We start from the raw sequence: 12483 nt of genomic DNA, 5'->3' as shown, positions 1-12483 counted from the left end.
AGCATTGAATTTGGACTCGTTCGATCGTACTCCACGCCGGAGCAAAAAATGAACTGGGCACAATATGATTTCAACTACCTCTAACGCGAACAGCAGTACGAACACTGTTCTTGTTCCCGTCGATGATCTTCAGGTCGGTGCGATTTGTCGTACACCGATCGAAGACGAAATGGGCCGATTGCTACTCGGCACCGGTACGCGCATCACCAATGAAGTGATCGATGGTCTGCGGGAACGCGGCATCGAAGAGTTAACCGTCAATGCTGACGAAGCCGATGCACTGAGCAACCGCGGCAAATCGGGTGCGGCAAAAGCAAAGCCCAAGAACACACGAGAGAAAGAAGCTTCGCATGTTCCCGGACGCGATCCAACCAAATGGATCAAGGGAGTGCCGTTGAAAGACGCTTTGGTCAATCGTCATCACGAACCCATTGATCTGACGCGACGACGGACACTGCAGGGCCACGTCAAAATGGCTCGTAGCAAGTTCGAAGAGATTCGTTTGGCACTGACCGAACGCAAGATGCAAACCGTCGAGGCGTTGTCTGACCTATCGGGCGCATTCGCTTCGGCAATGGTGGACGACCACGATCAAACTGTCGGCGAAGTTGTCGCCTGCAACACCGAAATGTCACTGACCGACCGCAGCGTGAAGCTGGGCGTGTTGGGCATGGCCATCGGTACCGAACTTGATTTGGATGGACCCTCCGTGTTGGAAATCGGCATGGCCGGTTTACTGCACGACATCGGTTTGTATTCCATGGATCCCGCTTTCAGCGTTCCTGGACGAGGTGCGTTTTCGGAAGAAGAAACATGGGAGTATCGCAAACACCCGGTCATCTCAGCAAACAGTCTTCGCGAAGTTTCTGACATCCCTCACTCGGTTCTGTTGGCGATCGAACAAGTCCACGAACAGTACAACGGTGAAGGTTATCCGTTTGGTTTGGAAGGCAAACGGATTCACATCTACGCTCGCATTCTCAACGTCTGCGATACGTACCTTCGTTTGACACTCGGAACAGGTTTTCGAAAAGCGTTGGTGCCACACGATGCGTTGGGATTCATCCTGCATCAAGCTCGCTATGGAAGCTTTGACCCTCAGGTCATTCATGCCTTGTTACGAACAAAGTCGTTGTTTCCACTGGGCAGCCGAGTCGAACTGACAAACGGCAAATGGGCGGACGTGATCCGCCGACCAGTCGAAGGATATGCGTGCCCCGTGTTGCAACTTTCCGATGGCGAACGTTTCGACATGCAGGAAAACCCCGATGAAGTGGTTCAGCCAACTTGCGACCCTCAACGCAATCAAGGCCGACTTTCAATCGACGCGATGAAAAACATCCGCTGGAATCCGGCTGACGAATTGTTCTTCGACGAAGAATGAATCGTGGATTCGGTCATTCACTTCGTTCGAGTGATGGACCAAATCGAGACCACCAGCAACATCAACCATCCCGACATCCAAACGATCACCGCACCCCTGTGCCCTCGGGGTTCGTAGATCCAACGAATCGTCCAAGTTCCGGGCGGACACCACACGCCTTGCGCCACACCATCGGCTGAAAATACCGTCAGTGGCACTGGTTCGATCGCGGAATCTTGCGACCGCAATTCCGCTCGCCAACCACCGTCCTGGTAGACCCGTCGCGACACAAAGGTGTCTTCTGGCCTTCCTTCGTTCATGGCCAACGAGCCAACCGAGATCACGCCGACTTGGTCTCCAGCCTCCGATGCCATCTCGATTCGCTTCGGCCAAGAAATTTCGGCCTCCGTCAGAACTTGATCGTGGCGATGATATCGCAGACCACGAGTCGACCAGCGATGACTCTGTCCATTCGAAGTTCGTGATCCACCCACGCCCAACCATGACGCCGTTTGTTGCCAATTGATTGGTGTGGACTGCTGGCCGGCCGCGTCCCAAAACTGATCGATCGCCCAAGGCCGGATCGAGACGACGCTGTTGAATACCGCCTCGTCCTCGACCATGTGCCAACGACCATACCAACGTCGGCGATCATGAACTTCCATGTCCAACAATCGTTGCTGGTCTGATGTGGTCGCCCACTTCGCGGGATATTCACCTTCGCCCGCCGTTCGAATCCAACGAGTTGAATCGAGTGCGTTGGATGGGGAATGATCGAGTTCGTGCCAGGCGACACTTTCAGCTTTCCGGTTGATGGCCGGGACCAAATTCCAATGAGCGACCATCAAGTCACACCCGATCAAAGCGACCCATGCCCAAGCCAGTTTCTGCTGATCGACCGGGCGTTTCCACGCGACGATCATCGCGAGAATAATCGTGACGAGAATCCAAACATGAGCGGTACTGCCCAACCATCTGTACCAAGCGACCTCGGTTTGGAACGGTCCCCACACCACGTCCACCGGAGCTGAACTCATCGATGCCATCGCGAACCAAACGGCAACACTGGCAACCGCTAATCCCAATGTCGCCGACAACCAAACCTGGACTGCTCGACGCTTGGCTCGCGGACCGTTCAACGACTCATTCAAATCGGACGATTCGCGAAGCCATCCATGAAAGAGATGTTGTCCACCCTGTGCCGCCAACATCGCCAAAGCGAGTGAGACAAAAGGCAACCACTTCGCCGGATACCGAAACGCGTCGTAACCCGGTACCCAATCGATCAGCCACTGATACGGTGCGTGCCATGGTCCGTACCAACCCATCGCGGCCAATCCGGATGCCAGCAGCACGCAACACCACAAACCGGTGCCGCGAATGTGACCGCGGTATCTTCCGACCAAGCCGATCGAGACCAGGACCAACGTCGACATGCCGATGTACAGACTGGGCGTCCATAACGCATCAATGGGACTGACCGTTCCGCCAGCAAACACCGGACGATCCCAACGATGGTTCACCGGCCATGGCGAACCAAACAAGGATGGCATCGCCAACTCCAACCATCGCCACGGAGCGACCGAAAAAGCGAACGATTGCGATGCATCCAGTTTCGACCAAACGCGACCGCTGTGACGGGCCCAATTGATCGAAGCGACAATCTGAGGCGCCGCTAAAGCAGCAGCCATCGCCGCGATGCCCACCATACGAAGCGAACGCGACCAGAAGGATTGCCCTGCATCGCGGTCACGCAATTTTCGAATCACGTCGAAGATCAACCACAGTCCGGCAATGATTCCGACATGAAGTGCGGTCTGAGGATCACCGCCCAAAACCATCATGGCCAAGGCAAACGACGGAAGCTTCCAACCATGCTCCTTGGCATGAACCAACGGCAGCAGAGCAAACGGCAACCATGCGGCGCCGACCAGAAACGGCGGGTTGGTCGTGAGAAACAACACGCTGCCGGACAACGGGTACACCAGCGAGGCGATGGCGGAGAACGCCGGTTGCGATCCAAGTCGCCGGGCGGCCCAGTAGGCTGCCAAAGATGCCAAGACCAAATGCAGCGTCACATACCAAGCCAATGCCAATGAAGCATCTTCAGGCAACTCGTTGGGCGATGCCAATTCGGTCGGTGAGTGATCGACCAATGACGCGATCAGGTAAACCAAATGCCGAACCGGGTAGTAGACCGCGGTCGTTGTCTCGCCGGCCAACGGCATTCCCGTTTGGTCCAGTGGGTTCCACATCGCGGACCAGAAATATGTCAGCGGTCGCTCAGCACATCGCTCGCCGACGTATTGATACAGCGGCGTGTAGAAATGACTGACGTCGCGAAAAGCGAGACGGTCGCGGCCCGTCCAAACCGTGGCCATCAGAACCACGATGCAAAGTGGACCGATGAAAGGCCCGCCCCACTTCATCCACGAAGGATCGGTCGAATCAGCCTGCAGGGATGATGCCACTTCGCGATTGATTGCGGAGGGCTTCGGCACGATTCAGGACATCCTCGGAGGGTTCGATCACTTGAGGCACCAATTCGATATCGATGATCCGCTCGTCGCGAATTTCACCTGGCCAAAGCGTTTCGCTCACAAAGTCCAAAACCGGCAATTGATACCACGGCGGCTTCATTCTCCGTAGCACGACTTCTGTGCGATAGCCCTCGCGTTCTACACGAACCTCACGCGTGCCATAGTAAATGAAATCAGTTGATGCTGGAGAGGTTCCAATCAATTGGTTATCGATCGAGACCGTTGCGCCCGGAGGGCTGGTCCGCACCGTCATTCGGCGACGCACGCAGCCCGAGCAGACGAGAATCAGCAGCGTGATCATCGCCAACATTTTCGCCTGCGAACAGAACGGCTCGATGCGGTTTGCCAAAGCGTGCAACTGAATGGTTTCCAAACTCAAAGAAATGGGAAGCTTTGGAACTATCAATTGCCGTGGCGACTCGGCTAGATCAGTTTTCGGGAATCCAAAGTCGCTGAGTCGTCGCGGCGGTTGCCGTTTGGTCGTTTCGCCGACGGGCTTTGATCCGAATATAAGGCGGGATGAAGCGAGCTCGCTCGGCAAAGCTGCCTGGTTCGGCGTCAGGTTTCGCATGCATTGGTTCGGCCAGCTCCTCGATCACAAATCCGGAGCGGCACATCCCGCCGATCAATTCTTCCCACCGATGCAAGAACTCCACCGCACCGGGTTCTCTCAATCGAGCGGCCACCGGATTCGCGGCGGGCGGAGGAACGGGAGTGTTCGGACCAGACTTGTGCGATGAACCGTTGCGGTAGTACGCATGTTCCACCGTGTATCGAGGCGAACCGTTCGCAGCAGCCCGCGGCTGGGTCGACGTTTGCAGGCTCACCGGCGATTTGTGCTGACTGATATAAATGCCACCGCCACGAATCACCCGAGCGACTTGGGCGTAGACGACCATCACCGAGGGCACATAACAGGTGCTGACGGGATGGATCACGATGTCAAAACCCCCGGCGGGTAACATCGACAAATCATCCATCGAACCCTCGATCAGTTCGACCTGGTGACCCCGCTGGCGAGCCGCAATGCGGTCCTGTTCCAGCATGGCAGGTGAAAGATCCACCACCGTGACACGGGCTCCAGCAGCCGCGTACAAGCAGCTCTGCCGACCCCCACCCGCGGCGAGACACAAAACTTTTTTCCCAGAAATGTCCCCGCCCAGCCAACCAGCAGCGTCGACCGTCTGCAAAGGATTGGCTAATTCCTCGTCCGATACGATCTGGCACAGCGGAGATCCGGCGGCCGTCATTCGCTGATAAGCCTTGCGATTGGCCCCTAAAATGGTCTCGCGATCGATGGTGGGTACCCCAGACGGAACGTTTTCAAGCTAATTTGGGAACTTTGTGAGTTCATCCGCCATCTGACACCTTGACAACCCGATGCACCGCTCTGGCGGCCGGCTTGTTCACACTGTACCCCTACGCATGGACGCGTCGCGTTGGTTCGATACGTTTCAAACCTCGCTTTCGCTGCAAAAGAACAGCATCATGTCTCTAAAACCCGAACAGATCGATCAGCTGATCAGCGACCATTTGGATGGTCGTTTGAGCGATGATCAATCGCAATGGCTCGCCGAGCAGTTGCGCATGGACGCTGACTTAGCCCAGCGACTCACCGATGCGGAATTCGATCGTCAAATGTTGCGGTCGTTGCACCAAAGCACAAGCACCTCATCGAGCTTGCCATCCGATTTCGCATCCCGCGTTGTCGCTGCGGCACAACAACGAGCCATCGATGATGATTTGTCGTCCGATCATCCGCTGCGAAAACTTCCCGTTTCGGTTCCCGTCGAATCGGTGGTTCCTCAATCCAGCCGGAATGGGCGAAGAACTTGGGTGGCTGCGATCGCCGGCCTGGCCGCAGCAGGATTGTTGGTTGCCTCGCTGCAGAACCGTTTGAGTGATACCGATCCGAACACTCCGATTGGTGATCCTTCCACCGTGGTCGCGCAAGCCGATCCGGCCAATATTGAAGTCGATCCAGTCAATGACTTGGATTCGCGGAGTGCTCCCGCCGTGGATACCATCGCGGCCAATGATGGTTCGACGGAACAATCTGCCGACGATCTGCCCGTTGGCAACATGCTCGCTGAAGACACATCAACGACCGCGAATTCGGTCGCAGACTTGGAAGGATCCAGCAACAACGAACCGAACCGTCCCGAGCCAAACGCCATCGCTTCGGCAATGAATACCGAAACAACCCCCAAGCTAAACGCTGCTCCCGTCGACATGTCGGCGACCGTTGCTGCTGGCAATAACAGCGAAGTTCAGTCGCTCTCCGGTGCGGTGTTGATCTACGACGTTCAGCTGAAACCAGAGGTCCGTGATCCTGGTGCCCGTAACCACTTTGCATTGGATAGCGATCCAGTTCGTAAAGCGATGACGACGGCTGGTTTAGCGGCATCGAGCAAACAACTCGTCAGTGAACGTTTGATCGAAGCGACGCGTGAATCCGTCACCCTCGACGAAAATACTCGTTACCAAATCCTGTTGCTACGAGGTCCAGCGAAACAATTGGATCGCTTGTTCCTCGAACTGCTCGCGGACGAAGACTCGATTGAATCCGTCGGTATGTCGATGGCGATGGGCAATGCAGTCTCCGGCATCGCTTGGCAACAAGATGAAGACGTGGCTCCTTCGAGTGCCGTTGCTTATGACTTGAACGCCAAAGACAAGCGTTCGTTGCAACGACTCGGCATGGCACTGAGTAACCGCGACTTCATGCCCGTCGAAGCCGAATCATTCACCAACCGAATTGATTTTGCTCTGGGTTCACCCGAAGCCGCCAGCACTGGCAACGATTTCATCACCGAAGTCCTGGTCATCGTTCGCTGAGACTCTTGGTTTCCAAAGCGGAAACAGCGAGATGTCTGCTGGTGCCTGTTTGAGGCGTGAAATTTCTGGCATGAAATGTGCGACCGTGGAAGAGTCTCACGCGTCAATGTCGATGGTTTGATTCATCGGGCGCGTCATTCATTTCTCACGCTCCCACTCAGAGAGGTTCATCATGCCTTGGAAATCATTCGCATTGACCGCCGCTTTCGCTACTTGCTTGACCGCAATCGGATGTGACGAAGCCCAGTACGATATGTCGGTCGACAACTACAACGAAGAAGTGCAAGAAGGCCGAGAAGAGCTCAACGAAGCTCAGGTTGACGGTGCGATCTCGTCCGACGAATTGGAAGAGCTCGAAGATCAGAATGAGGAGATTCGCGAAGCAGCCGGCGAAGTCGCGGAGCAAACCGGTGACTTGATCGAAGCCAAAACGGACTGATTGAGAACCGACCGTTGAGCGACTGGTGGATCTTCTGTCCGCCAGTCGAAAATCTTTTGGCCGAAACGACTCAGTTCCCGAGTTGATCGGCCAAGTCATTGGCTTGGTAGATCGAACGCAAGGCTTCGGGAATCGCGACGCCGGACACACTCACCGCTCGGCTCAGGATGTCGGTGTAGAGGTAGTCGCTGGTCAGGCTTTGGATGTTTCCATCAAAGATCAGTCCCACCAAGGCTCCATCTCGATCAACCACCGGTGAACCACTGTTTCCACCGATGATATCCGCGGTGCAGACAAAGTTGAGCTGGGTATCCAAGTCGATGTTGTCTTTCGCGGACATCCAAGATTCAGGAAGGTCAAAATCTTCTTGCCCTTCATGCTCCTTCGCGTGGGTGAACGCACCTGCGAAATTCGTTGTCGGCTCAATCTGTTCGCCGCGTTCTTCGTAACCAGAAACCACACCGAACGCCAAACGCAGTGTGAACGTTGCGTCGGGATAGCCTCCGGTGCCTTCGATTACAGTCGTCGCTTGGGTGATCTCCGCGTAAGCCTGCTTTTCACGTTCGCTGAGTTGCTCGTTCATCTTGTCGATTCGGCGATACTCAGGTGCGATCACACGAGCCATTCGGATCATCGGATCTTTCGATGCCAGAACGGCGTCTAACCCACCCTCGATGAGTGCCTTGCGTGTTTCGACGTCCTTGATTTTCGTCCCGGACACCAATTCACTAGCGACTTGTTTGGGCGAACGTCCCGCCAAGACTTCTTGAACGATCGAGTCGTTCATGCCGCGGCTTTCGAGCAACAAAGCGATCTCGTCGGCCAACTTCACCATTTCCAAATCGTCGTAGATCGGTGCCGGTGAAAGCAATTGAGCCATCAGCGATTCGCGTCCCGAATCGGTGTATCCGGGCAAACGTTCTTCATTGGGTTTGCGATCTTCTTCTGACAAAATCAGAATTCGAAGAGCGAGCTGGAAAAGCTCACTGCGAAGTGATACCGAGCGGTCTAGCAACTCAGCCTTCTCCGTCTGCACTTCCGCGACTTCTTTCCAAGCGTCCGCCAGTCCCGAATGCTCCGGTGACTTCGAAAGTGCAGTCAGCAGACGATCTTGGCGACCTCTTTTGGACACAAACGTTTGCGGATCCTGCAGTCCGGCCAACATGCCTGAGTAAGCCTTGCGAGCGTTTTGGATGCCAAACAACTCGTCACGTCCACGGCGAGCCGCTTCTTTGCCTTCCAAACGATATTGCTGAAGCAGAACCTCTTTGCGACGAAGCAAATCCAACACATGGGGCAATCGTTCGTCGCGAAGGTACTCCAGCGCCTCGACAGTGAAGATCCGCTGCGTGCGACCAGGGTGACCGCTGACAAAGACCAAGTCTCCATCTTTGGCAGGTTGATCGTTCCATTTTAGGAAGTGTTCCAGCTTGGCAGGTTCGCCATCCTCATAGACACGCATCAACGTCGCGTCGAGGTTGTAGCGAGGGTATTCAAAGTTGTCCGCGTCGCCGCCAAAGAATGCGGCAGCGGTTTCGGGAGCCCACACCAATCGCACGTCGGTGTATTTCTTGTATCGATAAAGGTGATACTTCGCTCCGCCAAACAGCGTCACGACGTCGCTTCGCAAACCGGTTTCATCGAGCGATTCTTTCTCGATCGTCGCGATCACTGCCCGGCGTTGTTTGGCGGCTTCTTCAGCGTCCGCGGCTTCGGTGATCTGCTCGTTGACTCGATCGGTCACGTCCTCGATCGAGATCAGTTGATTCAGTTCCAGATCAGGTGCCTTGAGTTCCTCATCAAAGCTCTTCGCCAAGAACCCATCGTCGATCAGATTGCGTTCTTTGGAACTGAGTTTGGCCAACGTGTCGCTGGCGACATGGTGGTTGGTCAACACCAAACCGTTGGAGGACACAAACGATCCAGAACCACCGGAGTTAAACCGAACCGAAGAGAGCTGCAAATGCTTCAGCCATTCTTCGGACGATTCGAACTGATGTCGGTCTCGCAGCAATTCGCGAGGAACATCGTTGAACAAATACATGCCTTCATCAGCATGCGAATTGCTGGACAGACCAGCCAACGCGAAAACCATGCAACTTCCCGACAAGAACCAACGGCGCACGTGTGCAAACATGATGGATAAACCAGAAACACGAGGGGACAGAATCCTGAGTCTCTAGTTCAGCCGTTGCGACGGTCGCATGCAACCGGTCGTCGGGCCTGATCAAGCCGCGTCGGTCAGATCGCTGTGGCAAAGACTGCGATAGAAAGAATTGCTAGCAAGCAATTGGTGATGCGTTCCCACATCGGCGACTTGGCCCAAATCCAACACCGCGACTCGATCGGCCATCGCGAGCGTGCTGGCTCGGTGGGTGATCATGATTCCCGTGCGATCTTCCAGGAACGTTTCCAGGGCGCGGTGAATCAGCTGTTCACTTTCGATATCGATTTGACTGGTCGCTTCATCCAAAATCAAAATGTCTGGATCACGCAAGAAAGCTCGTGCGAGTGCGATTCGCTGCATCTGACCGCCGGACAATCGAACGCCACCGGATCCGAGCAGCGTTTGATAGCCGTCGGGTGTTTTCCGGCGAATGAAATCATCCGCGAAAGCCAACTTGGCGGCGCGAACGACGTCGTGAGCGTCCGCGCTGGGACTGCCGTAACGAATGTTGTTTTCGATCGTGTCGTCGAACAGCACCGTGCGTTGATTCACCAGCGCGATGCGTCGACGAAGATCGCGGGTCGGCAAACGGTCGATCGCGACATCGTCGAAACAGACTTCGCCCTCGTGCGGGTCGTCGAAGCGACAGAGCAAATTGATCAACGTGCTTTTGCCACAACCATTGGGCCCAATCAAGGCGATCGTTTCGCCGTGCTGGATCGTCAGATCAATACCACGCAGCACCATCGGTCCGGAGGGATACTGGAAGTGGACACCCTTGAACTCGATCGATCGATGAGGACGATCCAGGTGAACCGGGTTGGTTGGCTCGGTTACTCGAATCGGTTCGTCGATGATTTCGTAAACACGATTCGATGCGGCGATGCCACGCTGAAGCGACGTCCAAACATCGGACAACTTGCGAGCTGGATCAGATGCACCGATCAACAAACCAAAGAACAACAGGACTTGGCCAACATCCAGCGGACGTGCGCTCATGCGAATGCCCAGCAAGTGAGTTTGTTGGTTGATCACCAAATAACCACCCGCCAAGATTGCCAGTCCGACCATCGTCAGACCTAGCAATTCGCTGCTGCTGCGAGCGAGTGTGTTGTACAAAGCCACCTTCATCGAGCGACGAAAATAGGCCTGCACGCGAGCGCGAAAACGGGCTCGTTCGTAGGCTTGTGTGTTGAATGATTTGACGACGTGAATACCACCGAAGGCGTCATTGAGCATCCCATAAAGGCTGCTCATCTCTTCCATCGCCCGGCGGCTGGCACGACGAATCGCTCGGCTGAGGTGTTGCATCACAAACGCCATCAGTGGCGAAACGATCATCACCAACAACAACAAACGCCAGCAAACCGTCGCGGCTCCAAACAAACAAACCGCCATTTTCAGAGGTTCGCGAATCAGTCGCCCTAGCAACGTGCTGACACCGACGGCGATGTGAGCGACATCGTTGGTTAAACGACTGGTCAGGTTGGCAGAGCCGTTTTGGCCAAAGTGATCGAGGTCCAAGTGCAATGATTTGCGAAAGTACTTTTCTCGCAGTTCCATCACCGTGCCTTCGGCGACGTATTGAACGAGCATCAGGTTGATGGTCAGGGCGACCAACTTGATCGCGGTCCCACCAACCAGCATCACGACGATGAACACCAATGTCGGAAACGCACCTCGTGGAGCCGATTGGTCAATCCATGGCTGGGCCCAAGACAACCACTCCGCGGATTTCTTGGTCGCCGTTTGTGCCAACTCGGCGGAGGAAATTTCAAACGTCGTTGTATTGATTTCTTGTTGCAACGCAGCCTGGGTGTCGGCGTCGATTGCTGTCTTCGCTCGTTGTTGAAGCTCATCGAGCTCGTCATTCAGCTGAATGAGTTCGACGCGTTGTTCTTCGACCGTGACGCGTGCCTCGGCCAGTCGTTCATCGACATACGACGGCAGATCGTCTCCTTTGAAAACGACCTCCACCATCGGGTACAGCGTGCCGATGTTCGCGCCCCACAAAGCAGCAATCACCAACGACGACAACAAGATGCCCAGCAAGGACATACGACGTCGCAGCGATAATCGCAAAACTCGGCGAAAACTCTTCATGGAAGTAAATCAAGCGAGCGGAAAATGGGTCTTCTGGACTCACGGCAGCAAACGATCGACGGCTACCAAAGATCGCTTGTACCAAGCCGCTCGATTTTCTCGCCAGGGTGATTCGCCTCTTGTGATTGGCGGTTTGAGTTTGGTAGCGGATACCGTCGAAGGTTTCTCGCTAGAGCCAGCCAATTCGGCTCTGTGATAAGCGGACATGTCCGTCCCCGCCCATCGGTTCCTCCAACAACTGCCATCTCATGTTGAACCACCCGATTCGCCGACTAGCTGGCGGGAATTTTCATGTTTCGAACCAACGGCTCCATGAGGAACAAGCCTCGGCGTGCCCGACAACGCCGAAAACCCTGCTCCTGGCAGGATTGGTCGCATTGATGGCGAATTCGGCTCGGGCTCAGCTGCCTCAGCCAGTTCAGTTGCCTCTTCAGAGCGGCGAAACCATTGTGTCTTCCGAGACTTACGTCGATGGAGCTCCTCACCAAGAAGTTGGTTTGGCGGACTATTGGGACGGAGTGCCTGGTTTCAATCCGCCGGCCCAGGTTCCTCACGTGATCATCCAGGCCCCCGCGGCACCGAAAAACGCTCGAAACCACGGTTCCGTGCCAGCAAATGGCTACGCCCCGAATCAATCTTCCGGTCACTCACAACACTGGCACCAGCAATCCGCCGGATCCGTGCACCCTCACCTGCAGCACGCTCACCAAAAAGCCAAAGCAACGATGGCTCCTTTGACCCATCCTCCCGGAGTCGAAAACGATCCCGGTGCGAAGGGTCCGGGTCGGTTGGGTGTGGGTGAACACTGGGTCAAAAATCCTCAGACACGCCCGACGATTCCCGCCGCCACCGTCCAACCTCGTTGGAAAACGCCCTATTCGTATGGCTATTTTGGTGCCGAAGGAAAACGACATTGGTCCCGGCAACACGGTTACCAAGACCGTTCTTTGCAGTGGTCGCTGCGATAACGCGCTGCAAAATCAACGATCGAGATCTACACTGGGTGGCTCGAGGATGGCAGGTTCTGATTCTG

Annotated in this window: 10 protein-coding genes; 5 read left to right on the top strand and 5 right to left on the bottom strand. The window is 55.3% G+C overall.

Annotation, left to right across the window (positions count from 1 at the left end; genetic code table 11):
• The first annotated feature begins 64 nt into the window (after positions 1 to 64).
• On the top strand, positions 65 to 1384 hold the full coding sequence (locus B2R17_RS11965) for an HD-GYP domain-containing protein (RefSeq protein WP_008668590.1): 1320 nt from the start codon (positions 65 to 67) through the stop codon (positions 1382 to 1384).
• A gap of 17 nt (positions 1385 to 1401) precedes the next feature.
• Here the strand turns inward: B2R17_RS11965 and B2R17_RS11960 are convergent, their stop codons facing one another.
• Genes B2R17_RS11960 through B2R17_RS11950 form a run of 3 tightly spaced genes read right to left on the bottom strand, consistent with a single transcriptional unit; the run spans position 1402 to position 5153 of the window.
• Positions 1402 to 3834 carry a hypothetical protein gene (locus tag B2R17_RS11960; RefSeq protein WP_286764218.1) on the bottom strand — a complete coding sequence of 811 codons (2433 nt, stop codon included), beginning with the start codon at positions 3832 to 3834 and terminating at the stop codon, positions 1402 to 1404.
• A complete protein-coding gene (locus B2R17_RS11955; protein WP_008657703.1) occupies positions 3812 to 4282 on the bottom strand; it encodes a PEGA domain-containing protein in 471 nt (156 codons plus the stop codon). Before B2R17_RS11955 ends, B2R17_RS11960 begins: the two co-directional genes overlap by 23 nt.
• A gap of 49 nt (positions 4283 to 4331) precedes the next feature.
• Positions 4332 to 5153, bottom strand: a complete 822-nt coding sequence (locus B2R17_RS11950) for a class I SAM-dependent methyltransferase (protein WP_286764163.1) — start codon at positions 5151 to 5153, stop codon at positions 4332 to 4334.
• A 238-nt stretch (positions 5154 to 5391) separates the two neighbouring features.
• Between B2R17_RS11950 and B2R17_RS11945 the strand changes: the two genes are divergently transcribed.
• Both B2R17_RS11945 and B2R17_RS11940 read left to right on the top strand, forming a co-directional pair.
• Positions 5392 to 6741, top strand: coding sequence for a hypothetical protein (locus B2R17_RS11945; protein ID WP_286764162.1), 1350 nt, complete (start codon positions 5392 to 5394; stop codon positions 6739 to 6741).
• 172 nt (positions 6742 to 6913) lie between these two features.
• Positions 6914 to 7180, top strand: a complete 267-nt coding sequence (locus B2R17_RS11940) for a hypothetical protein (RefSeq protein ID WP_008657700.1) — start codon at positions 6914 to 6916, stop codon at positions 7178 to 7180.
• Positions 7181 to 7250: 70 nt separating this feature from the next.
• Here B2R17_RS11940 and B2R17_RS11935 read toward each other — a convergent pair whose 3' ends face one another.
• Positions 7251 to 9317, bottom strand: a complete 2067-nt coding sequence (locus B2R17_RS11935; RefSeq protein ID WP_286764161.1) for a S46 family peptidase — start codon at positions 9315 to 9317, stop codon at positions 7251 to 7253.
• A 90-nt stretch (positions 9318 to 9407) separates the two neighbouring features.
• Positions 9408 to 11450 carry an ABC transporter transmembrane domain-containing protein gene (locus tag B2R17_RS11930; RefSeq protein WP_286764160.1) on the bottom strand — a complete coding sequence of 681 codons (2043 nt, stop codon included), beginning with the start codon at positions 11448 to 11450 and terminating at the stop codon, positions 9408 to 9410.
• Between B2R17_RS11930 and B2R17_RS11925 the strand changes: the two genes are divergently transcribed.
• Together B2R17_RS11925 and B2R17_RS11920 are read left to right on the top strand one after the other, a co-directional pair.
• The gene (locus B2R17_RS11925) at positions 11449 to 11646 is read left to right on the top strand and encodes a hypothetical protein (RefSeq protein ID WP_286764159.1); all 198 of its coding nucleotides are present in this window, start codon (positions 11449 to 11451) and stop codon (positions 11644 to 11646) included. The genes B2R17_RS11930 and B2R17_RS11925 overlap by 2 nt on opposite strands.
• Positions 11647 to 11830: 184 nt before the next feature.
• Positions 11831 to 12418, top strand: coding sequence for a hypothetical protein (locus B2R17_RS11920; RefSeq protein WP_286764158.1), 588 nt, complete (start codon positions 11831 to 11833; stop codon positions 12416 to 12418).
• Positions 12419 to 12483 lie beyond the last annotated feature (65 nt).

The sequence above is a fragment of the Rhodopirellula sp. UBA1907 genome (assembly GCF_002337565.1).
Lineage (GTDB): Bacteria > Planctomycetota > Planctomycetia > Pirellulales > Pirellulaceae > Rhodopirellula > Rhodopirellula europaea.
Note: the sequence above shows the minus strand (reverse complement) of the source record. Positions and strands in the feature narration are given on the sequence as shown.

Coding starts and splice junctions, on each gene's coding strand:
- B2R17_RS11940 (WP_008657700.1), top strand. CDS start 6,914: ATGCCTTGGAAATCATTCGCATTGACCGCCGCTTTCGCTACTTGCTTG.
- B2R17_RS11965 (WP_008668590.1), top strand. CDS start 65: ATGATTTCAACTACCTCTAACGCGAACAGCAGTACGAACACTGTTCTT.
- B2R17_RS11935 (WP_286764161.1), bottom strand. CDS start 9,317: ATGTTTGCACACGTGCGCCGTTGGTTCTTGTCGGGAAGTTGCATGGTT.
- B2R17_RS11930 (WP_286764160.1), bottom strand. CDS start 11,450: ATGAAGAGTTTTCGCCGAGTTTTGCGATTATCGCTGCGACGTCGTATG.
- B2R17_RS11920 (WP_286764158.1), top strand. CDS start 11,831: ATGGCGAATTCGGCTCGGGCTCAGCTGCCTCAGCCAGTTCAGTTGCCT.
- B2R17_RS11950 (WP_286764163.1), bottom strand. CDS start 5,153: ATGACGGCCGCCGGATCTCCGCTGTGCCAGATCGTATCGGACGAGGAA.
- B2R17_RS11945 (WP_286764162.1), top strand. CDS start 5,392: ATGTCTCTAAAACCCGAACAGATCGATCAGCTGATCAGCGACCATTTG.
- B2R17_RS11925 (WP_286764159.1), top strand. CDS start 11,449: ATGGAAGTAAATCAAGCGAGCGGAAAATGGGTCTTCTGGACTCACGGC.